The sequence below is a fragment of the Thalassolituus sp. UBA3500 genome (genome assembly GCF_002377545.1).
Taxonomy (GTDB): domain Bacteria; phylum Pseudomonadota; class Gammaproteobacteria; order Pseudomonadales; family Oceanobacteraceae; genus Thalassolituus.
The window spans coordinates 68,271-92,762 of sequence record NZ_DFQB01000001.1 but is presented as its reverse complement, the minus strand read 5'-3'; the positions used below and the strand labels follow the sequence as shown (position 1 = coordinate 92,762).

The window sequence follows — 24,492 nt, the reverse complement described above, 5'->3', positions numbered from 1 at the left end:
CGTTTCTCCTATACCGGGCGAGTGATTATTCAGTGCCTTCAAACCAAGGCTTACGGGCAGTCATGATCAGCTCACCCGCTTTTTCTTCGGTCATCCCTTCTACATCCAGGAGGTCATCAATTGCTTGTTCAGCAAGGTCTTCCATTGTGCAGATACCTTTGCTGGCGAGAACCAATGCCAGATGCTTTTCCATGCCTTCCATATTGAGAAGGTCTTCCGCCGGCTGTGCTGATTCCAGTACTTCTTCAGACGCAATCGCCTGAGTCAGCAACACATCTTTGGCGCGATTACGCAGCTCGGTCACGACATCCTCATCAAGGCCATCGATCTGAAGCATTTCTTCCATAGGTACGTAGGCGATTTCTTCGAGGGTAGTGAACCCCTCCTCCACCAGAAGTATTGCGAAGTCTTCGTCGATATCGAGGCTGTTCACAAAGCCTTCAATAAAGCCAGACGCTTCTTCGTTCTGCTTCTCGATTGCGTCTTCTTCGGTCATGACGTTGATTTCCCAACCCGTCAATTCAGAAGCCAGACGAACATTCTGACCACCACGGCCGATAGCCTGTGCCAGATTGTCTTCTGCAACCGCAACATCCATTGAATTGGCTTCTTCATCAACAACAATCGAAGCAACCTCTGCTGGCGCCATCGCATTGATCACCAGTTGAGCTGGGTTATCATCCCAGAGAACGATATCGATACGTTCGTTGCCACCGAGTTCGTTGGTAACGGCCTGAACACGCGCACCGCGCATACCCACACAAGCACCCACTGGATCGATACGCTTATCGTTGGATTTAACCGCGATTTTTGCGCGTGAACCCGGATCACGTGCTGCACCTTTAATCTCGATAACTTCTTCAGAAATCTCAGGAACTTCGATACGGAACAGTTCGATCAGCATGGCTGGAACCGTGCGACTCAGCATAAGTTGAGGGCCGCGATTCTCTGGGCGGATATCAAACAGAATGGCGCGAATACGATCGCCCATACGCATAATTTCACGACCAATTAACTGATCTTTAGGCATCAGCGCTTCAGCGTTGTTACCCAGGTCGACAATCACATTGTCACGAGTCACTTTCTTAACAGTGCCACCGATCAACTCACCGACGCGGTGTTCATACTGTTCAACGACTTGCGCACGTTCAGCTTCACGTACCTTCTGTACAATAATCTGTTTAGCTGCCTGGGCCGCAATACGACCGAAATCAGGATTTTCTACCTGAATTTCATAGGTATCACCCGGCTGCAGGTTCGTATCAATTTCATGCGCTTCTTGCAGGGTCAGCTCGTCACCAAGTCCTGGAACCACATCATTGCTTACTACCAGCCAGCTACGGAAAGTTTCGTAGTCGCCAGTTTTGCGGTCGATATCCACACGAATAACGGCCTCTTCATCTTCGTAACGTTTTTTCGCTGCCGCGGCCAACGCCGATTCGATCGCCTGAAAAATAATTTCCCTGGAAACGCCTTTCTCGTTGGAAACCGCTTCCGCGACCAGGAGAATTTCTTTGCTCATCTTCTAGCCTCGCTTTGCAACCTTAATCCTTGAATTGTGGAACAACGTTAGCCTTTTCAATCAGCTCGATAGGCAACAGGTATTCGTTATCGTCAACGCGAAGAACGATGTCTTCCTGCTCCACACCAATTAATTGGCCCTTGAATTTCCGCCGCCCGTCAAACGCCATGCGTAAACGTACGTCGATAATATTTCCTGCTAATGACGCGTACTGCTCGAGTGTGAACACAGGACGATCCATACCTGGGGATGACACTTCCAGGTTGTAAACCTGAGAGATCGGATCTTCTACATCCATCACACTACTGATCTGACGACTGACTGCAGCGCAGTCATCAACGGTGATACCGTTCTCGTGATCAATAAACACGCGCAATACCGTGTCTTTACCCTGGGAGAGATATTCAAGCCCCCAGAAGGTATATCCCATGGACTCAACGACCGGACCGAGCAGTTCGTTTAACAGACTCTCTTTTGCCACGATAAATTCTCCCGGGGATTTGGCTCTCGCCACAAACAAAAACTGGGCAACATGTGCCCAGTCCGCTACTGCCTTTTGCAGACCGGAACCTGCAGAGCAGATTCCTGTGATACTGAGCATCCATAAACAGACAATTTCAGAATGCCAGCTACTAAAAAGCCCCTGACGTGAGGGGCTTTTCAAATAAGCAGACGCATTATACGCGCTGCCAATAAAAAAAGCGAACCCTGGTCCGCTTTCTCAGATGACCGTTGAGTCACGATCATCGGAATAAGTTGGTGCGGATGGCGAGACTCGAACTCGCACGAGCGTTGCTCACCACCCCCTCAAGATGGCGTGTCTACCAATTCCACCACATCCGCACACAGGGGAAGAAATTACTTAGTCGTTTCTTCCGTCGTTTCCACAACCGGTGCATCTGCTTCAGCAGAAGCGTCCAGTTCTGGAGCGTCATCTTCAGACGGCGCGTATTCTTCCACAACTGGGGTGTCTTGCTCAAGTACTTCTTGCACTTCCAGTGTAGGAATTCCTGCTTCATCTGCACCAGAGGCCTTTTGCTTGGCATAAATGGCCAAACCAAGGCTGGTAATGAAAAATGCGGTAGCAAGAATTGCAGTGGTACGGCTCAGGAAGTTAGCAGACCCCGCAGAACCGAACACAGTCTGGGACGCACCCGAACCAAACGAAGCGCCTGCGTCAGCACCCTTACCTTGCTGCATCAGAACAAAAGCGATAATCGCGATAGCAATGACGATGTGACCGATGAGAATAATCTGTTCCATAAAATCCTGAGCCCTTATGCCCGACAAATACCGAGAAATTCATCTACATCGAGGGAAGCCCCGCCGACCAGACCACCATCGATATCCTGTTGTGAAAATAATTCAGCCGCATTTGCAGCTTTTACGCTTCCGCCGTAAAGCAAACGTGTCGCCGCACCGAGATCTGTATTCCGTTGATTCAACAATCCACGAATAAACGCATGGATGGCCTGCGCTTGCTCAGGTGTTGCTGTTTCGCCAGTGCCGATCGCCCAGACGGGTTCGTAAGCAATGACTACGTTTTCCCAATCTGCATCAGAAAGCTCTGAAATCAGAAGCGACATCTGAGCCCCAACAACTTCTTCAGCTTTTCCGCTCTGGCGTTCCTCCAGCGTTTCTCCGACACAAACAACAGCGACCAGACCGTGGTCCAGTGCCTGTCGTGTCTTACGAAGAACGACGTCGTCAGTTTCAGCGTACAAAGTCCGGCGCTCTGAATGACCAATAATGACCATACTGGCGCCCAGGTCTGTCAGCATTTCTGCGGATACTTCACCTGTGTATGCACCACTACCTGCCTCGGCGCAGTTCTGGGCACCAACACGTATCTGACTGCCGTCTGCGACGGAAATAGCCTGACTCAGGTACGGAAACGGAGGAAACACAGCCAGATCACATGAAAGTTCACCGGCATTACGGAGCCCCGTAATCAAAGTGTCAGTCTGAGCGCGCGAAGCGTTCATCTTCCAGTTTCCGGCTACTAATATGCGACGCATGTGTCACCCCAAAATTCAAAGAGCGCAGATACTATCTGAGAAGCTCGTCTGAAACAAGATGGACGATACTGGCGACGTCTGTCTATGCCAGTACCTTGCTGACTTCTTCGGCCAATTCCTGCGCCAATAACTGTGTTACCGCCGGATCGTCTGCTTCAACCATCACACGCACTAGCGGCTCAGTGCCTGAAGGGCGCAGCAGCACTCTGCCCCGGTCGCCTAGTTTTTTCTCTGTTGCAGTAAGCGCTTGCTGAACACGCTCATCCGCCATGACATCAAGATCACGCTGACGGCGGACATTAATCATTGTCTGTGGCATTTTACTCATGCGCTCAGTCCATTCACGCAGACCAACGCCGGTATCCCGCAGAGCGACCAGAACCTGCAGAGCCGACACGATGCCGTCGCCGGTGGTATTGGCATCCAGACAAAGAAGGTGCCCGGACGATTCACCACCGAAGCGCCAGTTGTGCTCAACCAGTTTTTGCATCACATAGCGGTCGCCCACTTTTGCGCGCACAAAATCGATGCCCTGCTCTTTAAGCGCCAGTTCAAGGCCGAGGTTACTCATCTGAGTACCCACCACGCCACCATTTAACCGGCCTTGCTCAGCAGCATGGCTGGCAACGATGTAAAGCAACTGATCGCCGTCGACCAGTTCACCTGTGTGATCAACCATCATGACGCGATCACCGTCACCGTCGAAAGCGATACCCAGGTCGGCTTTCTGCTCCAGAACCACATCACGAAGTTTTTCTGGCGATGTAGAGCCGCAGTCTTTATTGATATTCAGACCGTCCGGGGTATTGCCTATGGTTGTCACCGTAGCACCCAGTTCGCTGAATACTGACGGCGCAATCTGATAGGTTGCTCCGTTACTGCAGTCCAGTACCAGCTTCAGGCCGCGCAGATTCAGGGAATTTGCCGTACCTTTGCAGAACTCAATGTAGCGCCCGGCCGCATCGTTGATGCGGACAGCCTTACCCAGTTTATCCGACTCGACACACTCAATCGGCTGGTCCAGATAACTCTCAATCTCAAGCTCCACTTCATCGGGTAACTTGGTGCCATCCGCTGAGAAAAACTTAATGCCGTTGTCGTAATAAGGGTTATGTGACGCACTGATCACGATGCCAGCATCAGCACGGAAGGTACGCGTCAGATAAGCGATACCCGGCGTTGGGATAGGCCCCAGCAAACCGATATCAACACCAGCCGCTGACAGACCAGCTTCAAGCGCCGACTCAAACATATAGCCCGAAATACGGGTGTCTTTACCGATCAGAATACGGCTTACGCCACGCTTGGCAAACACCTTCCCTGCCGCCCAACCAAGACGCATCACAAATTCTGGGGTGATAGCCCCTTCACCGACCCGTCCTCGGATACCATCGGTGCCAAAATACTTTCTACTCATGCCCTTCCCTCAGGGTTGCATTCACGACCTGCAACGCTTCCCAGGTCTTTTTAACATTGTGCGCCCTGATAATGCGCGCACCTTTCATAGCGCAAAGCGTCGCAGCCGCTGCACTTGCATCGTCACGCTCAGTTGCGTCCCCAGTGCTATTGAGAACATCTGCGATCATACGTTTACGAGACAAGCCGGTCAGTAATGGATACCCCAAAGCGGCTATCTGCTCGAGTCGGTTCAGGAGCGTGTAATTGTGTACACGTGTTTTACCGAAACCAAACCCCGGATCGAGCAGAATTTTCTCGGAGGCAATGCCTACAGCGTGAGCAGCGGCAATGCGCTCTTTCAGAAAATTCCTGACATCCTGAACAACATCATCATATCTTGGATTCTTCTGCATAGTGTCAGGTTCCCCCTGCATATGCATCAGACAAACAGGCAACTGCGAATCGGCTGCGGCCTGCAAAGCCCCATCCCGACGTAACGCTCGGACATCATTAATCAGGTGAGCTCCCGCGCTTGCCGCCTGACTGATTACTTCTGCGGTACTGGTATCGACTGAGATAGCAACATCAAGCCTCGCCGCAATCCCCTCTACAACAGGCACGACGCGTTCGAGCTCTTCCGCAACGGTGACTGCAGCAGCTCCCGGTCGAGTGGACTCACCACCAATATCAAGAATGGTTGCTCCTTCGGCCACCATACTTTCGGCACGAGCAAGGGCCTTATCCAACTGATTGTATTGACCGCCATCAGAGAAGGAGTCAGGGGTGACGTTAAGGATACCCATAACATGGGCGGAACCGAGGTCCAGAGTGCGGTTACCACAAGAAAGTTTCACAGGGAGGTCCGGATCAGATCATACGAGGGTATTAATAAAAAACAGGCACCGGAGACCGGTGCCTGTTACATTTTTCAGAGCCTTAATACTTACTGACGTTCGCCAGCCGGCTCACCAGCGACATCATCGTCATCACTGGCCATATCCCGCGACTCTTTTTCCACCGAATCATCAGCAGGCATTGCAGGAGAACCACCTGAACCATCTCCCCAGCCTTTTGGTGGGCGCGGTTTGGTTCCAGACATGATGTCATCAATCTGATCGGAATCGATCGTCTCGTACTCCATCAGAGCATCTTTCATCATTTCCAGCTTATCGCGGTTATCTACCAGAATCTGAGTCGCACGCTGATAACAACTATCGAGCAGCTCTTTCACCTCTGAGTCAATCGTCCGCGCAGTATCATCAGACAGGTGTGCCATCTGGCCGCCACCTGAACTTCCCAGGTAACCGCCCTGCTCGTCTTCCGAGTACAACTGAGCACCCAGCTTGTCAGACAGCCCCCACTTGGTGACATAGTTGCGCGCATACTTAGTCGCGCGCTCAATGTCGTTCGAAGCGCCAGTCGTTACACCCTCTTTGCCCAGCGTCAGTTCTTCAGCGATCCGACCACCGTAGAGCGAGCAGATATTGCTCTCAATACCGCGTTTACTGATTGAGTGACGATCCTCTTCCGGCAGGAACATAGTCACACCCAGCGCGCGACCACGTGGAATGATAGATACTTTGTAGACCGGATCATGCTCTGGTACGAGTCGACCAACGATCGCGTGTCCAGCCTCGTGATAGGCTGTGTTTTCTTTCTCTTTCTCAGACATGACCATGGTTTTGCGTTCAGCACCCATGAGAATCTTGTCTTTTGCCTTTTCAAACTCTTCCATCGTTACTTCAGAACGATTGGCACGGGCAGCAAAGAGCGCAGCCTCATTCACGAGGTTTGCCAGATCTGCACCCGAGAAGCCAGGCGTACCACGGGCAATAAGAGACGCGTTCACATCATCGGAGACGGGTGCCTTTTTCATGTGCACCTGAAGAATCTGTTCTCGGCCACGAATATCTGGCAGACCAACAACCACCTGACGGTCGAAGCGTCCAGGACGCAGCAGCGCCGGATCGAGTACATCCGGACGGTTAGTCGCGGCGATAACGATAATGCCATCGTTCACTTCGAAACCATCCATCTCAACGAGGAGCTGGTTGAGGGTTTGTTCGCGTTCGTCGTTACCACCACCGATACCAACACCACGAGAACGACCCACGGCATCAATTTCGTCGATAAAGATGATGCATGGAGCCTGTTTCTTTGCTTGTTCGAACATGTCTCGGACACGGGACGCACCCACACCGACAAACATTTCTACGAAGTCAGACCCTGAAATTGAAAAGAAAGGTACACGTGCTTCACCGGCAATCGCTTTCGCCAGCAATGTTTTACCTGTACCCGGCTGGCCGACCATCAGAACACCGCGAGGTATCTTACCGCCCAGTTTCTGGTACTTACCTGGCTCCCGCAGGAACTCAACCAGCTCTTTCACATCCTCTTTAGCTTCGTCACAGCCGGCTACGTCGCCGAAGGTCGTCTTGATCTGATCTTCGCTCAGCAGCTTGGCTTTGCTCTTACCAAATGCCATAGGGCCGCCGCGACCAGAGCCACCGCCCTGCATCTGACGCATAAACAGCATGAAGACCGCGATAATAATGAGGATCGGCAAGGACGCCAGCAACAACTGCGACAAGAAGCTCTGTTTCTCTGGTTTTTCGCCGATTACTTCGACGTCATTCACCAGCAGGGTGTCCATCAGTTTGTCATCAAACGCTGGTAGAACAGACTCAAAAGCCTGCCCGCCTCGCGACGTACCCTTGATAGATTGCCCAGAGATGGTCACCGACTCGACCTGACCACTCTCAACAGCCTTCATAAACTCGGAGTATGACCAGCTGTTACTGCGGTCTACCGGGTTCAGACCTTGAAATACCATCATCAGCACAGCGGCGATAACAGCCCATAAAACGAAATTCTTTGCCATGTGAGGCACCACCTTACTCGTACAGACCGCCACGCGGCCGGAATCACTCTGCTTAGCTTAGCAGCCTATGCTCAGGGACGGAAACCTTTAGCGACGATATACACTTCTCGTGACCGCGCTCGTGATGCTTTGGGTTTACGAATCATTACTTTCGCAAACGACTGTTTCATATCAGCCAGGTAAGCATCGAAGCCTTCGCCCTGAAACACTTTGGCTACGAAACTGCCGTTTGGTTTCAACACTTGACGCGCCATGTCCAGCGCCAGCTCTACAAGATACATAGCGCCAGGCTGGTCAATAGACGACATACCACTCATATTGGGGGCCATATCCGAGATTACAAGGTCTACCGGACGACCATCGATCACATCGACAAGCTGGTCGTAGATTTCTTCTGTGGTGAAGTCCCCCTGAATAAAGGTCACATCAGCGATGGCGTCCATTTCCAGAATGTCAGAAGCAATGACAAGCCCCTTCTCACCGACTCGCTGCGCAACCACCTGCGACCAACCACCAGGCGCTGAACCGAGATCCACAACCACAGAACCGGGGCGTATCAGTTTGTCCTTATCATCCAGCTCAATGAGTTTATAACTGGCCCGCGTTCTATAGCCATCCTGCTGTGCCTTCTGGACCCAGATATCGTCAACATGTTCTTTCAACCAGTCTGCACTGGATTTCGAGCGCGCCATAAGGCCATGTACTCCGTAATTTTACGTCTGTGTGGCACTCAGAATGCAGTTATTCTCATGCACCTGAGGTATACTTTGGCCATATTTTACACCCTAAAGTCGAGCGACCGAACCCTATGGCGTTAAGCAACGAACAGAAGAAGGCCTACAGATCTATTGGCCATACCCTGAACCCTATTGTCACAGTGGCAGGCAACGGCCTCACTGATGGCGTCATGGAAGAGCTGAACCGTGCTCTCGATGATCACGAACTGATAAAAATCAAAGTATCAGTCGGTGATCGTGAGGTTAAAAAAGCGGTCATCACTGAGCTGGTCAAACGTACCGGAGTAGAATTGGTCCAGCAGATCGGCAACACCGCCCTGCTTCTGCGACGGAACCCGAAAGCAAAACCGGCTTTATCAAACCTGCAGCGCTGAGCGCCGCAAATCAGGACAAATTAACCACCGGACCCGTGCAGAGGTTGGATACCGAGCCCGCAGCGGGGATAATGCAAAATAAAAAAGGTTAAGCAGCGATGTCGAACATTGTTATTTCAGGCTCAGGCCTCTTTATTCCGCCACACACTGTCTCCAACGATGAACTCATCCAGGCGTACAACGCCTACGTTGAAAAGTTTAATGCTGAAAATGCCGCCGCGATTGAAGCGGGAGATGTTGAAGCATTACCTACATCAAGCAGCGAGTTCGTTGAGAAAGCTTCGGGCATCAAATCGCGTTATGTGATGTATAAAGAAGGGATGCTGGACCCTGAGCGTATGGCACCCACTTTCAAGCCAGCCCTGGCCGGTGACGAGCCAGAAACAGTCACTATGGCTATTGCGGCGGGTCGGGAAGCGATGGAGCAAGCCAATAAAAAGCCGGAAGACATCGATCTGGTGATCATGGGCACCACCAATCATCAGCGTCCCTATCCGTCTGCCGCGGTTGAAGTTCAGCAGAAACTGGGCATCAAAGGGTTCGCGTACGATATGGGGATTGCCTGCTCGACCATGACCTTTGCAATGATTAACGCCTTCACAGCCCTCAAGGCTGGAACAGCAAAGTGTGTTCTGGTGGTAAATCCTGAGTTTGCCTCTCCTCAGGTCAATCTCAAATCACGTGACAGCCACTTTATTTTCGGTGACGTCGCGACCGCAGTTGTCATGGAACTCGAAGATACCTGTACAGCCGATTACGCATTCCGCGTACTCGACACCAAGCAGATGACTACCTTCTCCGACAACATCCGCTGCGACGGCAACTATACAGACCACAGCTTCAGTGATGATCAACTGCCTGAAGACCGTCCATACTTCCGCCAGAATGGCCGTAAGGTATTCAAAGAGCTGCTGCCCCTGGTGACTGGATTCATTAGTGAACAGCTGGTAGAGAACAAGCTTGAGGCCAGCGACCTCAAACGCATGTGGCTGCACCAGGCCAACCTGACAATGAATATGTTTGCAGCCAAGAAGCTCCTGGGCCGCGAACCCGAGGCGAATGAAACCCCCATCGTCCTGGATGAATTTGCGAATACGGCGTCCGCTGGCTCCCTGATTGCTTTCCACCGCCACAAAGATGGCTTCGAAAGCGGCGAGAAAGGCCTGATCTGCTCCTTCGGTGCAGGTTACTCAGTCGGCAGCCTGTTAGTCGAGAAGATATAACGCCTGACACTTCCGCTCTTTAAAGCCGTACTGTGTTTCGCAGTGCGGCTTTTTCTTTAGCGGTTCTATTTCTTGTACGACAAAGCCGACGTTGGCACTAAACCGCTGATAAATATCGAATAATCTGACAAAATGAACGCTTGTCTAAACCAAGGTAAGATTCATGGGTCAGATTATCCAGACCGAAATGACCGAGCTGGTTACCCCCGGCATGGCCAACTTCTCCGGTAACATGCACGGAGGAGAATTACTCAAACTCCTCGATAAAGTCGCCTACACATGCGCAATGAGGTACAGCGGCCACTACGCTGTTACGCTCTCTGTCGATAATGTGCTGTTCAAGCAGCCCATTCATATTGGCGAACTGGTTACCTGCCTTGCGACGGTCAACTACGTCGGACGCACCTCCATGGAAATCGGCATCAAAGTGATCGCTGAGGACATCAAACTGAAAACCGTCCGTCACACGCACACCTGCTACTTTAATATGGTTGCGATGGATGAAAACAATAAGCCTACCCCTTTGCCACCGCTTGAGCTGAAAGACGATGTTCAGGTTCGCCGCTATAACAAGGCAATGAAGCGTCGTGAAGCCGGTAAACGACTTCAGAAAATGATGAAGGCTATCGAAGCCGATGATGGATCAGACGAGCTGGGCGTAGACCTGGTCAGCTGCCCATAACGTCATCGAGATAATCGGGAACGTAAGATCAGACCGCTCAGGTCTGATCTTCGATAAAGCGGCTGATCAATTCCCGCCAGATAGACTTACCAAGATCATCAAAGTCAGCCATTGTCTCAACCATCTCACTGCGGGCCTGCTGATCCACAATCTGCTCAGGAAGAAGCGGATCATAAGCAATATCGCGAAGCACGCGGTCACCGATCAGAAAACACTCTCGTGCTGCAACATCGAGCGGCTTGTCCTCAAACGATGACCTCCAGTTCTGCATTTCTTCCGTATTGTTACGATACCGGGCATTGATCTCTGCAACCGGCCACAGCGTCTGTGGCACAGGTTCTGCCCCCGGATTGAAAGCCTCTGCACGGAATACACATGCTTCTGTCTCGAGCCCGAGGTGAAACAACTGATTGGTCAGATCGGGCAATGAAGTCCGAAGATTATCAGGGCGAACCAGCATCCCCTGATAAAGTTCGCTGAAGCCCAACATGGTCATAGCACGCTGGCGCTGGCGAAGCACTTTACGATCGCGCCGTCCCAGATGTGCTGCATATATAGCAATCCACTGACCTTCCCATGGACGGACTTTGTCTTCCGTACGCCGCCAGGCGCTTTGCCGCTCTGCAAGATGTTTCGCAGCGGGGCCAAGCACATAAATGCCGCGCTCTGTCAGATCCAGAAAATCCTGACGGGTCAACCGGTTCAAGGTTACACGCACATTATTCGCTTCGACAGAAAACAACTCTGCCATACGCACCATGACCTGTGCAGAGATCGGCTGTTGCGCCTCTTTTACAAGGTTCAGGATTAACTTCTTTGCGGGATACGAGCTTTCGGAGCTGGGCATACAGGCATTCTGATCTTATTGTCGTCACATACTAGCATAGCAGCCCGAAAGGAATAGTTACTTGATTCACCCCATTGATTCAAATAGTGTAATAGGAGGATACAATAATAAAACTGGTAACCCAATGAACGACGATAGAGCTCTATTTGAAACTGGACTATTGCGGGAGTCCGCCCGCCAAAGGCTCAACGAAGTCCTGGGGGCTGACACCATCGCTCGACTGCAGCAACGCTCAGACCTTCACGGCGCAATGGCGGTGGCCAAGTGCTGGATCGCAATCTCAATGCTGCTTGCTTCAGCCTGGCTGGCTATGGATCAGTTAGGCTACTGGTCTATACCTGTGGTTACACTCTGCCTGCTATTCCTTGGCGGACGCATTCTGGCTTTAGCCATCCTGACTCATGAAGGCGCCCACCGTACACTGTTTGCCAACGGCAAGCTGAATGACACCGTGACCCACTGGCTATGCGCCGCGCCCGTTTATCTGGATCTTATAAAATACCGACACCATCACGCCCAACACCACATTCATACCGGAACAGAAAAAGACGTCGACCTTCCATTGATTGAAGGATTTCCGACCACCAAACCATCCCTGATTCGAAAATTCATAAGAGACTTCACCGGTCAGACAGGTCTCAAATCAGTCATCGGCCTGGCCATGATGAACGCGGAATTAATTCGCTGGAATGTGACTGGCGTAGTCGAAAAACTGGATCGGGATGACTGGGGAAAACTTCGACATCTGCGCGCTTTTCTCGTCAACAGTCGCCGCACACTGATTTTTCATTCTGTGTTCTTTGCCGCGGCATTCAGCCTGAATCTAACCGAGCTATTCGCACTGTGGTGGGCAAGTTATCTGTTCACATATCCCTTCTGCATCAGGGTACGAGCCATTGCCGAACATGCAGTCACAGAACGTACCGGAGACATGCTTAAAAACACACGGACAACACGCGCCGGTGTTATTGCCCGCGCACTGTTCGCTCCATGCCATGTTAATTTCCATATTGAACATCATGCTCTGGTCTCTGTACCTTTCTGGCAGCTTCCCGAGTTGCACAGACTGATGCAGGAACACAAAATTACCCCTGTCCCCCCAAGTTACTGGCAGGTTCTGAAAACAGCATCCTCAGCTCAGTAACATAAATAGCAGCACCCAACCGGTTCATTGAACCACCCCAACAAAAAAGCCCGCTGGACGCGGGCTCTTTTGTTTTCATTGACGAAATCATGAACACAACTACACGTGCTTCACTTCATCAATTTCATATTCAACGGTACCACTTGGGATATTAACCACCACAGTGTCACCTTCTGATTTCCCAATCAGCGCTCGCGCAATCGGTGAAGACACTGAAATGCGGTTGTTTTTAATATCTGCTTCATCGTCACCAACAATGCGGTATTCCACTTCTTCATCAGTATCGACGTTAATGATGCTCACTGTAGTACCGAATAGTACTTTGCCGGAATGAGGAATCGATTTGATATCAATCACCTGAGCGTTTGACAGTTTACCCTCAATGTCCTGAATACGACCCTCGATAAAGCCCTGCTGCTCACGCGCCGCGTGATATTCAGCATTCTCTTTCAGATCACCATGCTCACGTGCATCAGCGATGTCCTGAATAACACGAGGACGCTCAACTGTTTTCAGCTGCTGCAGTTCATCTCGCAGCGCTTTTTCGCCTTCGACAGTCATAGGATACTTTTGCATCGTATTTTGACTCCCTTGTTATAGAAGATGCCCGAAGTCATTCGCTCCGGGCATCTGGATATTGTTATTAATGACGCTATTTCATTCGCGATGATGGAATAACGCGCCTCGACTGAATTAAATCGAAGCGTGCAGTTCCTGAAGACGACGAACTTCTTTCAGACCTTCGGAACGCAACGCTTCTACTACCGCTTCAGCACCTGCCAGCGTGGTGGTGTAATACACCTTGTGCTGCAGTGCACTGCGACGGATATCAGCAGAATCCACAATCGCCTGCGGGCCGTCAGTCGTGTTAACAATGAGAGCGATTTCATCGTTCTTAATCATATCAACAATGTGCGGACGACCTTCGTTAACCTTATTAACACGAGCACTTTCTACGCCCGCTTCACGAAGCACGCGACAGGTACCATCGGTCGAAATCACCTTAAAGCCACAAGCAATCAGGCCTTTCGCCACTTCGACAACGCCTTCTTTATCTGCGTCACGCACTGACAGGAAAGCCAGACCTTCATTCGGAAGGAACGCACCCGCACCCAGCTGCGCCTTAAAGAAAGCTTCGCCAAACGTGCTGCCAGCACCCATGACTTCACCGGTCGATTTCATTTCAGGACCAAGAATCGGATCGACGCCCTGGAACTTATTGAACGGGAAGACGGCTTCTTTTACTGAGAAGTAAGATGGTACGACTTCGCTGGTGAAACCAAGTTCCGCCAGAGACTTACCCGTCATCACTTTCGCAGCAATGGCTGCCAATGACGTACCGATGCACTTAGATACGAATGGAACCGTGCGGGATGCGCGAGGGTTCACCTCGATCACATAGATTTCGCCGTCCTGATACGCCAGCTGCGTATTCATCAGACCAACCACACCCAGCTCCAGCGCCATCGCAGCAACCTGCGCACGCATTTCGTCCTGAACATCTTTTGCCAGGCTATATGGAGGCAGTGAACACGCAGAGTCACCAGAGTGAATACCCGCCTGTTCGATGTGCTGCATGATGCCGCCGATAACCACCTGTTCGCCGTCACATACGGCATCGATGTCGACTTCGATCGCACGGTCCAGGAAGTGATCAAGCAGAACCGGAGAGTCGTTAGACACTTTTACGGCTTCGGTCATGTAGCGACGTAGCGCTTTCTCGTTACTCACGATTTCCATGGCACGACCGCCCAGTACATAGGACGGACGAACAACCAGCGGATAACCAATGTCCGCCGCCTTAGCGATAGCTTCTTCGGTGGACGTCACGGTCGCGTTCACCGGCTGCTTAAGACCCAGACGCTGAATCATCTGCTGGAAGCGCTCACGGTCTTCAGCACGGTCAATCGCTTCTGGTGACGTACCAATAATCGGTACGCCCGCCGCTTCGAGTTCGTCAGCCAGCTTCAGTGGCGTCTGACCACCGTACTGAACAATGACGCCTTTCGGCTTCTCTTTGGCAACGATTTCCAGTACATCTTCCAGAGTTACCGGTTCGAAGTACAGGCGGTCAGAGGTGTCGTAGTCCGTCGATACTGTTTCTGGGTTACAGTTGACCATGATGGCTTCGAAACCTTCTTCTTTCGATGCCAGTGCTGCGTGTACACAGCAGTAGTCAAACTCAATGCCCTGACCGATACGGTTAGGACCACCACCCAGAACGATGATTTTTTCACGGTCCGACGGATTCGCTTCACACTCTTCTTCGTACGTTGAGTACATGTAGGCGGTGTCTGTCGCAAACTCGGCCGCACAAGTATCAACGCGCTTGTACACCGGATGAATGTTCAACTTATGGCGATGCTTACGCACGGTCTTTTCGGTCACGCCGAGTAGCTCTGCCAAACGTGCGTCAGAGAAACCTTTGCGCTTCAAGCGGAACATGCGGTCGCCATTCAGCGCCTGCAGGCTGCTCTGAGCTACAGCTTCTTCTTCTTTAATCAGATCTTCGATCTGTACAAGGAACCATGGGTCAATCGCAGAGTGCTCATACACTTCTTCAACCGACATACCCAGACGGAAAGCATCACCCACGTACCAGATGCGCTCAGACGCTGGCGTACGCAGTTCCGAAATCACCTTGTCGCGTGACATTGGATCTTTTGGATCGACCATTGGGTCAAAACCAACAGAGCCCACTTCAAGACCACGCAGGGCTTTCTGCAGAGACTCCTGCTGAGTACGGCCAATCGCCATTACCTCACCCACGGACTTCATCTGAGTGGTCAGACGACCGTCAGCCTGTGGGAATTTCTCAAAGGTAAAACGAGGGATTTTAGTCACGACATAGTCGATCGACGGCTCAAATGACGCTGGCGTCGCGCCGCCGGTGATGTCGTTCTGCAGCTCGTCGAGCGTATAACCAACGGCCAGCTTGGCAGCCACTTTAGCAATCGGGAAACCGGTCGCTTTCGATGCCAACGCCGAAGAACGGGACACACGAGGATTCATCTCGATGACGACCATACGGCCGTCTTTCGGGTTGATACCGAACTGAACGTTAGAACCACCGGTTTCTACACCGATCTCACGCAGTACCGCCAGAGAGGCGTCACGCATGATCTGATATTCTTTGTCGCTCAGGGTCTGCGCAGGCGCCACCGTAATGGAGTCACCGGTGTGCACACCCATCGCATCGAAGTTTTCGATCGAACAGATGATGATGCAGTTGTCGTTTTTGTCACGAACCACTTCCATCTCATATTCTTTCCAACCGATCAGAGACTCGTCGATCAGCAGCTCGTTGGTTGGAGACAGGTCCAGACCGCGAGTACAGATTTCTTCGAACTCTTCTTTGTTGTAAGCAATACCACCACCGGTGCCACCCATGGTGAACGACGGACGGATAATGCATGGGAAGCCCAGTGTTTTCTGAACTTCACGCGCTTCTTCGATGCTGTGCGCGATACCGGCACGAGGGCACTCAAGACCAATGGCCTTCATTGCCTTATCAAAGCGGTCACGATCTTCTGCTTTATCGATGGTATCTGCGTTGGCACCGATCATCTCAACGCCGAACTTTTCCAGTACACCAGCTGACTCAAGACCGAGGGCGCAGTTCAGTGCGGTCTGACCACCCATGGTAGGCAGCAGTACATCAGGACGTTCTTTTTCAATGATTTTAGCAACGGCTTCTACAGTGATAGGTTCAATGTAGGTCGCATCGGCCATCGACGGGTCAGTCATGATGGTCGCAGGGTTAGAGTTCACCAGGATAACCCGGTAACCCTCTTCACGCAGTGCTTTACAAGCCTGGGCGCCTGAGTAGTCGAACTCACAGGCCTGACCGATAACGATCGGACCAGCACCGATAATCAGAATACTTTGTATGTCTGTACGTTTTGGCATGTCTCGGTATTTCCTGTTTCTGTTACTTCGCGGCCTGAGCGGCTTCAATCAATTCAATAAAGTGGTCGAACAGTGGTGCAACATCTTTCGGACCTGGGCTGGCTTCGGGGTGCCCCTGGAAGCTGAATGCCGGGCGGTCAGTCAGAGCGATACCCTGCAGGGTGCCATCAAACAGAGATTTGTGAGTCGCCTTCACATTGGCAGGCAGGGTCGCTTCAGTCACGGCAAAACCGTGGTTCTGCGCAGTGATCATGACGCGACCCGTTTCAATATCCTGAACTGGGTGGTTACCACCGTGGTGACCGTGCGGCATTTTTTCAGTCTGAGCGCCGGACGCCAGAGCCAGCAGCTGATGCCCGAGGCAAATACCGAACACAGGGATCTTAGTTTCGAGAATGTCTTTGATCGCGCTGATGGCGTAATCACACGGCTCCGGGTCACCCGGGCCATTGGACAGGAAAATACCGTCGGGATTCATCGCCAGTACTTCGGATGCCGGAGTCTGAGCAGGAACAACCGTCAGATCACAACCGCGCTCAGCTAACAGGCGAAGAATGTTGCGTTTCACACCGTAGTCGTACGCAACCACTTTGAATTTAGGGTCGCTGACCTGACCGTAGCCCTGGCCCAGAGTCCAATCTGACTCAGTCCATTTGTAGGCTCCTGAAACAGTCACTTCTTTAGCCAGATCCATACCTTTCAGACCCGGGAAGCCTTTTGCCGCTTCAATCGCTTCGGCGATAGTGGCATCTGAATGCGCATCGTCGCGAGCGATCATACAACCGTTAAGAGAGCCTTTTTCGCGCAGAATACGCGTCAGGCGGCGAGTATCAATGTCGGCGATACCCAGAACCTTGTGCTCTTTCAGGTACACATCGAGTGCTTTCTGGTTGCGGAAACTTGATGCAATCAGTGGCAGATCACGAATAATCAGGCCCGTAGCGTGAACATCGTTTGACTCTTCATCTTCATCATTGGTGCCGTAGTTACCAATATGAGGATATGTCAGAGTAACCATCTGGCGGGCATAAGAAGGATCGGTGAGGATCTCCTGATAACCGGTCATGGAGGTGTTGAATACCACTTCTCCGACAGACAGACCTTCAGCACCGATGCTGGTACCTTTAAAGATGCTGCCGTCTTCAAGAGCTAGAATTGCTGGCGTAGACAAGACTCTTTCCCCGAAATTTTACGATAAAACTGGTAGCGTATGCATCTGGCTGACGCCAGACTGTACTTGCGTGAGCCGTAAAAAAGCGGGATGGTGACTTTTCTGACTCCATCCCGCTTCCGGATCAATTCTGACAGTGCGTGACTGGCGTCCGCTGTACATACGTAAATTGCGCGGGATGATACCGAAATAATGACCAATTGTCCACGTGAGCTGTTCGTAACGGCAGAGGTCAGTTCGCTCCTGAATCCTGATACAAACTCATACTATTGTATAAGTTTTGTTATTAACGTATTCCCTTTGTTATTCCCCTTGTCGCATACTTGTGTCCCATCAGGAAAATAACTATTACAGGGCAAGACCATGCACGGAGAAGCGCACGTCCGCCGCAGACTGAATCCATCCAAACGCAAGCAACTACTGATGAAAGACGCCATTACGGTGTTTGCCCTTCGTGGTATCGGCCGCGCTGGACATACCGAAATTGCTCAACGGGCCGGCGTATCGGTTGCCACGGTGTTCAACTACTTCAATACCCGGGAAGTCCTGGTAGATGAAGTACTCGATGAAGTCGAACACTACCTTATCGACCTCTCTGTTTCAGCCGTTGACAAGCAAGGCAGCGCAGCAGAAGTTCTGGACCATTGCATCACCACCGTTATCCACGCCTGTAAGACATATCCGGACTATTTCAAAATCTGGCTGGAGTGGAGTTCGTCTGTACGTGAAGATACCTGGCCCCGATACCTGAAATTTCAGAACCAGATGATGTCTCTTATAGAAACTCAGATAGAAAACGCCGTTAACGACGGCCGGCTCGCGCCCGGCTTGCCCGCCCACGACCGTGCACGTTGGGCATTAGGCAATGCTCATATGCTGGTAATGATGGTCTTCAGTCCCGACGCTGAAGACGAAGCAGCTATCCGTGAGCTTATATCAAGAGGCTTCAGCCACACCCTCGGCGTGCAATCTGCCTGATTACTCAGGTTATAATGCGCCACACTCGTGGCGCGTTCTCCGCTTGCGGCCCAGACCAACCTTACATAGCATGGTCATTCGGGGTTAACCTACTAAAAATTATCACAACAAGAGACTAATACCGTGAAACGCGCGATGTTTTCCTGTGCGGCGGCCGCTGCATTGCTACTGACCATCCCTTTCAGTGCAACCGCTGAACCACAAGTCACAGAAATCGACGATTCTATCCCATGGGAAGTCACCTCTTCAGGCGATGACGTGGGCGAGGTGTCGACCTGGCGCCGGGAAATCCCCGGAGCAGACGTAAAACAGTTTCGTGGCGAAGTCATTCTCAACGAACCAGCGTTGAATATTCTATTGACCATTGATACTCCAGAAGACCTTTATAAGTGGGTCTACTTCTGCCGTAAAAGCGCTGCCGTTCCGCCTGAATACAGCTACATGGAATATAAGGGCGTTTGGCCAGTGGCTGCGCGCTACGTGACAATCAAAAGCAAGTCATGGATTGAAAACGACGTCATCTACATCAGTAGCCGGAATATTGAAGACGCTGGCCCCGAGCATGACAACATGGTGAAAATTCGTGAGTTCTCGAACCTGTTCGAAATCACGCCACTCAGCGAAGACATGACCAAAGTGCGCTTCACAACCTTTGTTGACCTCGCCGGGCGTCTGCCTTCGTGGCTTGCAAACGCCGTATCCAGCCGCGCGCCGTACGTTACCCTCAGCGGTATGCGAGACCTACTGGAGGATGGCGAGCGCGATTTCGACGACGCAACGCCAGACGACCTGTCGAATGTTGCCAAAGATAAAGAAGGTCTGAAAGCGCTGCTCGCCAAGATCGACGAACTGGACGACAGTGATCCGCTTGATCCAAACGACGACTGAGCCTGATCACCAGATATAAGAAAGGCCGCAATCGCGGCCTTTTTTATTTCTGAGCTTCTGAGCGAAGGTCAGGCAAGGCAAAAGTCAGCAAGGAAGCGGAGTGTATAAGTGATACATGAGCATTCCGCGCTGACTTTTAACGCCGCATGGGCAAGTTCAGGAGGTCAGATCAGAATCCCAATACGTCCTGCATATCGTATAACCCTGCAGGCTGTTCAGTCAGCCACTTCGCCGCACGTACTGCACCCTTGGCGAAGGTCATACGGCTCTGTGCCTTGTGCGTCACCTCAACACGTTCGCCTTCGGTGGCAAACATCACGGTGTGATCACCGACGACGTCACCGCCACGAATGGTCTCAAAACCGATCTGCTTGTGAGGACGCGCGCCGGTCTGACCTTCACGGCCATAGCAGGCGACTTCGTTCAGATCCCACCCCATGGTTTCTGCAACGACTTCACCCATGCGCAGTGCAGTACCGGATGGTGCATCCACTTTATGACGGTGGTGCATTTCAATCACTTCAATATCGCTCTCGTCGCCCATGACTTTCGCCGCCATACGCAGCAAGTTCAGGCACAGGTTTACACCGACCGAGTAATTAGGGGCAAAAACGATGCGGGTGTCCCCGGCAGCCGCTTTCAGCTTCGACTTCTGTTCGTCGGTCAGTCCTGTCGTGCCAATCACAATGCCTTTACCATGCTTCTGGCACAATTCAACGTTGGCCATGGTAGATTCTGGTGAAGTGAAATCGATCAGCACATCGAAGTGCGGGATCGCCTCCTCGACCGACGTGACAGCTTTTACGTTCAGAATGGTGGCCAGACCAGCGATAGCCCCAGCATCAACACCGACCATCGGATCATTTTCGAGAACAATCGCACCAGCGACGTCAGCGGATTCATCATTATGGACGGCTTCGATCAGCACACGCCCCATACGACCGGCGGCACCGGTGATAGCAATTCGGGTCATTATTCTTCTGCTTTGTAGATAGGCTAAATAGTTGGTCTAAGGATACCGAAGGCGTTGGGTAAGGAAAAGCGCGGGAAAGGCCAGAGTGTCGCGCATGGGGTGCGCTCATACAGAGTAAACGCCATTGGTTAGGCAGACATCAGTGCTCAGGTGAGAATTGTTCGCGCATATGATGCGCTCCTACAAAAAGCGAAGGCGTAGTCATCTAAGCACCAAACTATGGACGAAGCGGTAACTACGATGCCGAGGCCGTCAGCGAGGCCGCGAGTACAAGGCAAAAAAATTCCCTGAAGCGCAGTGTACAAGTAGTACATGAGCATTCAGGGAATTTTTTTAACGCAGTAATCGCAACGCAGCTAGGCCTTATATATCCTCAAAAAAGCGTTTAACTCCCTCAAACCACGACTTCTTCTGCGGCGAGTGTTTCTCACCGGTCAGCGACTCCTGAAACTTCATCAGCAGATCTTTCTGTTCATTCGACAGATTCACTGGCGTTTCTACCTGCACCCGGCAGAGCAGGTCACCGGCGGTACCGCCACGGACTGGCGTAACGCCTTTTCCGCGCAGACGGAAAAGTTTGCCTGATTGCGTTTCTGCTGGGATCTTGAGCTTAACACGACCATCAAGAGTCGGCACTTCAAGCTCGCCACCAAGCGCTGCATCCACAATGCTAATGGGCACATCACAATATAGGTTGCGACCATCACGGTGGAACAGCTCGTGTTCTTTTACGGATACCTGAACATAGAGATCACCCGCTGGGCCACCCATGGCACCGGCTTCGCCTTCACCTGACAGACGAATACGGTCACCTGTATCAACACCCGGAGGTATTTTCACCGAGAGTGTTTTGGTTTCTTCTTTGACACCGCGTCCGTGACAGCTGTTACACGGATCTTCGATCATAGTGCCCTGACCACGACAGGTCGGACAGGTCTGCTGCACAGAGAAGAAGCCCTGCTGCATACGAACCTGACCTGCGCCACCACAAGTGCCACAGGTCTTAGGTGACGTGCCAGGCTTGGCACCTGAGCCGTCACAGGTTTCACAGCTTGTCAGGGTCGGTACACGAATTTTCTTCTCAATACCGCGCACGGCTTCTTCGAGAGAAAGCTCCATGGTGTAACGCAGATCAGAACCGCGTTGAGGGCCACCACGACCGCCACGGCCACCGCCGCCACCAAAGATATCACCGAACACATCACCGAAAATATCGCTGAAGTTAGCACCGCCGCCACCGAAGCCACCGCCACCGGCATTCGGGTCGACACCTGCGTGACCATACTGGTCGTACGCGGCACGCTTCTGTTGGTCACCCAGAATTTCGTAGGCTTCAGTCGCTTCCTTAAACTTAGCGTCTGCGTCTTTATCATCCGGGTTGCGGTCCGGATGGTATTTCATCGCCAGTTTACGGTAAGCCTTCTTCAGCTCCTTCGCGTCGACATCCCGGCTGACACCGAGAACTTCGTAATAATCCCGCTTGGACATGATTCACCTGTTAATTAAAACTGCTTCGCAGCTCCGCTACGAAGTAAAACGCGGCAAACTGGTTGCCGCGTCCACTTATTCCTAAGGTTTCCGAAACACCTGTTTCACAACTTCGGTGTTTCAGGACCGTCGGCGAGGCCGCTAGCGCAAGGCGGAAAAGAGTGAGGAAGCGCAGTGTATTAGTCATACATGAGCATTCCGAACTCTTTTCCAACACCGCGATAGCAACGCAGCCAGGTCTATAGCCTTATTTGTCTTTGACTTCTTCGAACTCAGCGTCAACCACATCGTCATCTTGAGATGCACTGTCGCCCTGCTCCGCACCACCTGCGGCTTCCGCCTGTGCTGCCTGCTCTGCATACAGCTTCTGAGCCAGAGATGAAGACGCTTCTGTCAGAGCATTGGTTTTGGCTTCGATGTTGTCTTTGTCGTCGCCTTTCAGTGCTTCTTCCAGATCAGCGATGGCTGCTTCGATGGCTGATTTTTCATCATCGGTCGCTTTGTCGCCGGCTTCTTCCAGTGTCTTGCGAGTCGCGTGGATCAGGCCATCTGCTGTGTTGCGAACCTGAACCATTTCTTCGAACTTCTTATCCGCTTCAGCGTTTGCTTCCGCGTCAGACACCATTTTCTCGATCTCTTCGTCGCTCAGACCTGAGTTCGCTTTGATCACGATGGACTGCTCTTTGCCAGTCGCCTTATCTTTCGCGCTGACGTTGAGAATACCGTTGGCGTCGATGTCGAAGGTCACTTCAATCTGAGGCATACCACGTGCTGCTGGCGGAATGTCTGCCAGGTCGAAACGACCCAGTGACTTGTTCTGAGCCGCCTGCTTACGCTCACCCTGTACCACGTGAATGGTTACAGCAGTCTGGTTGTCTTCTGCGGTTGAGAATACCTGCGACTTCTTAGTAGGAATCGTGGTGTTTTTCTCAATCACTGGTGTGGCTACACCACCCATGGTTTCGATGCCCAGCGTCAGCGGGGTTACGTCGAGCAGCAGAACGTCTTTCACGTCGCCTGACAGTACCGCACCCTGAATCGATGCACCGACGGCAACCGCTTCGTCCGGGTTCACGTCTTTGCGTGGCTCTTTACCGAAGAACTCAGCAACGCTCTTCTGAACCAGTGGCATACGAGTCTGCCCCCCCACCAGAATCACTTCGTCGATTTCTGAAGCGCTCAGGTCTGCGTCCGCCAGTGCGGTACGGCATGGCTCAAGTGAACGCTTAACCAGCTCTTCTACCAGAGACTCCAGCTTGGCGCGCGTCACTTTAACGTTCAGGTGCTTAGGACCAGACGCGTCTGCAGTGATGTACGGCAGGTTCACGTCAGTCTGCTGGCTTGAAGACAGCTCAACTTTCGCTTTTTCTGCGGCTTCTTTCAGGCGCTGCAGAGCCAGTGGATCGTTGTGCAGATCAATGCCGCTTTCTTTCTTGAATTCTTCTGCCAGATACTCGATCAGGCGCAGGTCAAAGTCTTCACCACCGAGGAAGGTGTCACCGTTGGTTGCCAGTACTTCAAACTGTTTCTCGCCATCAACGTCAGCGACTTCGATGATTGAGATATCGAAGGTACCACCACCCAGGTCGTATACCGCGATAGTACGGTCGCCAGTCTGCTTATCAATACCGTATGCCAGTGCTGCTGCGGTTGGCTCGTTGATAATACGCTTAACTTCGAGGCCTGCGATTTTACCCGCGTCTTTCGTTGCCTGACGCTGAGAATCGTTGAAGTAAGCCGGAACAGTAATTACTGCTTCAGTGACTTCTTCACCCAGGTAGTCTTCTGCAGTTTTCTTCATTTTCTTCAGAACTTCTGCAGACACCTGTGGCGGTGCAAACTTATCGCCTTTCACCTCAACCCAAGCGTCACCATTGCCGGCTTCGATGATTTTGTAAGGCACCATTTTGATGTCTTTCTGAACAACGTCGTCTTTGAAGCGACGACCGATCAGACGCTTCACTGCGAACAGCGTGTTCTGTGGATTAGTAACAGCCTGACGTTTTGCAGACTGACCAACCAGAGTCTCGTCGTCGGTGTACGCGATGATAGAAGGGGTTGTACGATCACCTTCGGCGTTCTCAATAACACGCGCCTTGTCACCGTCCATAATCGCAACACATGAGTTAGTGGTGCCGAGGTCGATACCAATAATTTTACCCATAATTGAATCTCCAATTTGCCGCCTGCTGCGGCTATCTGAAACTTTGTAAAAACAGCGTTATCTGTCGTTGTTAGCTATATAAGGTCACGTTTTTT

At 51.8% G+C, this 24,492-nt stretch carries 21 protein-coding genes and 1 tRNA gene; 6 read left to right on the top strand and 16 right to left on the bottom strand.

Translation table 11 applies throughout. From position 1 onward, the window contains the following. Positions 1–25 precede the first annotated feature (25 nt). From nusA to rlmE, 9 genes are all read right to left on the bottom strand, one after another. The gene (gene nusA, locus B2R29_RS00450; RefSeq protein ID WP_301179290.1) at positions 26–1,522 is read right to left on the bottom strand and encodes a transcription termination factor NusA; all 1,497 of its coding nucleotides are present in this window, start codon (positions 1,520–1,522) and stop codon (positions 26–28) included. A 22-nt stretch (positions 1,523–1,544) separates the two neighbouring features. Then, positions 1,545–2,006: a ribosome maturation factor RimP gene (rimP, locus tag B2R29_RS00445; RefSeq protein ID WP_076514175.1), complete on the bottom strand. Its 462-nt coding sequence runs from the start codon at positions 2,004–2,006 to the stop codon at positions 1,545–1,547. A gap of 273 nt (positions 2,007–2,279) precedes the next feature. Continuing rightward, a tRNA-Leu gene (locus B2R29_RS00440) sits at positions 2,280–2,365 on the bottom strand. Between the two features lie 15 nt (positions 2,366–2,380). Beyond that, positions 2,381–2,785, bottom strand: a complete 405-nt coding sequence (secG, locus tag B2R29_RS00435; protein ID WP_301179289.1) for a preprotein translocase subunit SecG — start codon at positions 2,783–2,785, stop codon at positions 2,381–2,383. Positions 2,786–2,799: 14 nt separating this feature from the next. Further along, positions 2,800–3,540 carry a triose-phosphate isomerase gene (gene tpiA / locus B2R29_RS00430; RefSeq protein ID WP_301179288.1) on the bottom strand — a complete coding sequence of 247 codons (741 nt, stop codon included), beginning with the start codon at positions 3,538–3,540 and terminating at the stop codon, positions 2,800–2,802. 82 nt (positions 3,541–3,622) lie between these two features. Next, complete coding sequence (gene glmM / locus B2R29_RS00425) at positions 3,623–4,957, bottom strand: phosphoglucosamine mutase (protein ID WP_301179287.1); 1,335 nt, start codon at positions 4,955–4,957, stop codon at positions 3,623–3,625. Beyond that, positions 4,950–5,792 carry a dihydropteroate synthase gene (gene folP, locus B2R29_RS00420; RefSeq protein ID WP_301179286.1) on the bottom strand — a complete coding sequence of 281 codons (843 nt, stop codon included), beginning with the start codon at positions 5,790–5,792 and terminating at the stop codon, positions 4,950–4,952. The genes glmM and folP overlap by 8 nt, the downstream gene beginning before the upstream one ends. An 89-nt stretch (positions 5,793–5,881) precedes the next feature. Beyond that, entirely contained in the window at positions 5,882–7,819 is a 1,938-nt protein-coding gene (gene ftsH, locus B2R29_RS00415; RefSeq protein WP_301179285.1) for an ATP-dependent zinc metalloprotease FtsH, read from the bottom strand. Between the two features lie 71 nt (positions 7,820–7,890). Continuing rightward, entirely contained in the window at positions 7,891–8,511 is a 621-nt protein-coding gene (gene rlmE / locus B2R29_RS00410) for a 23S rRNA (uridine(2552)-2'-O)-methyltransferase RlmE (protein ID WP_301179284.1), read from the bottom strand. A 116-nt stretch (positions 8,512–8,627) separates the two neighbouring features. On the opposite strand from rlmE, the gene B2R29_RS00405 reads away from it, so the two are divergent. The 3 genes from B2R29_RS00405 to B2R29_RS00395 all read left to right on the top strand — a co-directional run bounded on the left by B2R29_RS00405 (position 8,628) and on the right by B2R29_RS00395 (position 10,835). Beyond that, positions 8,628–8,930, top strand: a complete 303-nt coding sequence (locus B2R29_RS00405; protein ID WP_297530411.1) for a YhbY family RNA-binding protein — start codon at positions 8,628–8,630, stop codon at positions 8,928–8,930. Positions 8,931–9,028: 98 nt separating this feature from the next. Further along, positions 9,029–10,153 (top strand): beta-ketoacyl-ACP synthase III, encoded by a 1,125-nt coding sequence (locus B2R29_RS00400; protein ID WP_301179283.1) that lies wholly within the window; start codon positions 9,029–9,031, stop codon positions 10,151–10,153. A 163-nt stretch (positions 10,154–10,316) separates the two neighbouring features. Then, a complete protein-coding gene (locus tag B2R29_RS00395) occupies positions 10,317–10,835 on the top strand; it encodes an acyl-CoA thioesterase (protein WP_068437929.1) in 519 nt (172 codons plus the stop codon). A gap of 37 nt (positions 10,836–10,872) precedes the next feature. On the opposite strand, the gene B2R29_RS00390 is transcribed toward B2R29_RS00395, so the two are convergent. Next, complete coding sequence (locus tag B2R29_RS00390) at positions 10,873–11,682, bottom strand: PaaX family transcriptional regulator C-terminal domain-containing protein (RefSeq protein WP_301179282.1); 810 nt, start codon at positions 11,680–11,682, stop codon at positions 10,873–10,875. 124 nt (positions 11,683–11,806) lie between these two features. Here B2R29_RS00390 and B2R29_RS00385 point away from each other — a divergent pair, with 124 nt between their 5' ends. Beyond that, positions 11,807–12,826, top strand: a complete 1,020-nt coding sequence (locus tag B2R29_RS00385; RefSeq protein ID WP_301179281.1) for a fatty acid desaturase family protein — start codon at positions 11,807–11,809, stop codon at positions 12,824–12,826. Positions 12,827–12,925: 99 nt separating this feature from the next. Here B2R29_RS00385 and greA read toward each other — a convergent pair whose 3' ends face one another. The 3 genes from greA to carA form a co-directional block, all read right to left on the bottom strand. Then, a complete protein-coding gene (gene greA / locus B2R29_RS00380; protein WP_301179280.1) occupies positions 12,926–13,402 on the bottom strand; it encodes a transcription elongation factor GreA in 477 nt (158 codons plus the stop codon). Between the two features lie 117 nt (positions 13,403–13,519). Continuing rightward, on the bottom strand, positions 13,520–16,735 hold the full coding sequence (carB, locus tag B2R29_RS00375; RefSeq protein WP_301179279.1) for a carbamoyl-phosphate synthase large subunit: 3,216 nt from the start codon (positions 16,733–16,735) through the stop codon (positions 13,520–13,522). A 22-nt stretch (positions 16,736–16,757) separates the two neighbouring features. Then, the gene (carA, locus tag B2R29_RS00370; RefSeq protein WP_301179278.1) at positions 16,758–17,906 is read right to left on the bottom strand and encodes a glutamine-hydrolyzing carbamoyl-phosphate synthase small subunit; all 1,149 of its coding nucleotides are present in this window, start codon (positions 17,904–17,906) and stop codon (positions 16,758–16,760) included. A gap of 363 nt (positions 17,907–18,269) precedes the next feature. On the opposite strand from carA, the gene B2R29_RS00365 reads away from it, so the two are divergent. Next, entirely contained in the window at positions 18,270–18,884 is a 615-nt protein-coding gene (locus tag B2R29_RS00365; RefSeq protein ID WP_301179277.1) for a TetR/AcrR family transcriptional regulator, read from the top strand. 123 nt (positions 18,885–19,007) lie between these two features. Next, positions 19,008–19,772, top strand: a complete 765-nt coding sequence (locus tag B2R29_RS00360) for a hypothetical protein (protein WP_301179276.1) — start codon at positions 19,008–19,010, stop codon at positions 19,770–19,772. 169 nt (positions 19,773–19,941) lie between these two features. On the opposite strand, the gene dapB is transcribed toward B2R29_RS00360, so the two are convergent. The 3 genes from dapB to dnaK form a co-directional block, all read right to left on the bottom strand. Further along, a complete protein-coding gene (gene dapB / locus B2R29_RS00355; protein WP_301179275.1) occupies positions 19,942–20,745 on the bottom strand; it encodes a 4-hydroxy-tetrahydrodipicolinate reductase in 804 nt (267 codons plus the stop codon). A 363-nt stretch (positions 20,746–21,108) separates the two neighbouring features. Then, positions 21,109–22,233: a molecular chaperone DnaJ gene (gene dnaJ, locus B2R29_RS00350; RefSeq protein WP_301179274.1), complete on the bottom strand. Its 1,125-nt coding sequence runs from the start codon at positions 22,231–22,233 to the stop codon at positions 21,109–21,111. 247 nt (positions 22,234–22,480) lie between these two features. Beyond that, a complete protein-coding gene (dnaK, locus tag B2R29_RS00345; RefSeq protein WP_301179273.1) occupies positions 22,481–24,397 on the bottom strand; it encodes a molecular chaperone DnaK in 1,917 nt (638 codons plus the stop codon). Between the last annotated feature and the right edge of the window lie 95 nt (positions 24,398–24,492).

Excerpts from the sequence above, each read along its gene's own strand:
- nusA (WP_301179290.1), bottom strand. The coding sequence starts at position 1,522 with ATGAGCAAAGAAATTCTCCTGGTCGCGGAAGCGGTTTCCAACGAGAAA.
- B2R29_RS00390 (WP_301179282.1), bottom strand. The coding sequence starts at position 11,682 with ATGCCCAGCTCCGAAAGCTCGTATCCCGCAAAGAAGTTAATCCTGAAC.
- B2R29_RS00405 (WP_297530411.1), top strand. The coding sequence starts at position 8,628 with ATGGCGTTAAGCAACGAACAGAAGAAGGCCTACAGATCTATTGGCCAT.
- B2R29_RS00385 (WP_301179281.1), top strand. The coding sequence starts at position 11,807 with ATGAACGACGATAGAGCTCTATTTGAAACTGGACTATTGCGGGAGTCC.
- glmM (WP_301179287.1), bottom strand. The coding sequence starts at position 4,957 with ATGAGTAGAAAGTATTTTGGCACCGATGGTATCCGAGGACGGGTCGGT.
- B2R29_RS00400 (WP_301179283.1), top strand. The coding sequence starts at position 9,029 with ATGTCGAACATTGTTATTTCAGGCTCAGGCCTCTTTATTCCGCCACAC.
- tpiA (WP_301179288.1), bottom strand. The coding sequence starts at position 3,540 with ATGCGTCGCATATTAGTAGCCGGAAACTGGAAGATGAACGCTTCGCGC.
- B2R29_RS00395 (WP_068437929.1), top strand. The coding sequence starts at position 10,317 with ATGGGTCAGATTATCCAGACCGAAATGACCGAGCTGGTTACCCCCGGC.
- dnaJ (WP_301179274.1), bottom strand. The coding sequence starts at position 22,233 with ATGTCCAAGCGGGATTATTACGAAGTTCTCGGTGTCAGCCGGGATGTC.
- dapB (WP_301179275.1), bottom strand. The coding sequence starts at position 20,745 with ATGACCCGAATTGCTATCACCGGTGCCGCCGGTCGTATGGGGCGTGTG.
- carB (WP_301179279.1), bottom strand. The coding sequence starts at position 16,735 with ATGCCAAAACGTACAGACATACAAAGTATTCTGATTATCGGTGCTGGT.
- greA (WP_301179280.1), bottom strand. The coding sequence starts at position 13,402 with ATGCAAAAGTATCCTATGACTGTCGAAGGCGAAAAAGCGCTGCGAGAT.
- secG (WP_301179289.1), bottom strand. The coding sequence starts at position 2,785 with ATGGAACAGATTATTCTCATCGGTCACATCGTCATTGCTATCGCGATT.
- rlmE (WP_301179284.1), bottom strand. The coding sequence starts at position 8,511 with ATGGCGCGCTCGAAATCCAGTGCAGACTGGTTGAAAGAACATGTTGAC.
- B2R29_RS00365 (WP_301179277.1), top strand. The coding sequence starts at position 18,270 with ATGCACGGAGAAGCGCACGTCCGCCGCAGACTGAATCCATCCAAACGC.
- ftsH (WP_301179285.1), bottom strand. The coding sequence starts at position 7,819 with ATGGCAAAGAATTTCGTTTTATGGGCTGTTATCGCCGCTGTGCTGATG.
- dnaK (WP_301179273.1), bottom strand. The coding sequence starts at position 24,397 with ATGGGTAAAATTATTGGTATCGACCTCGGCACCACTAACTCATGTGTT.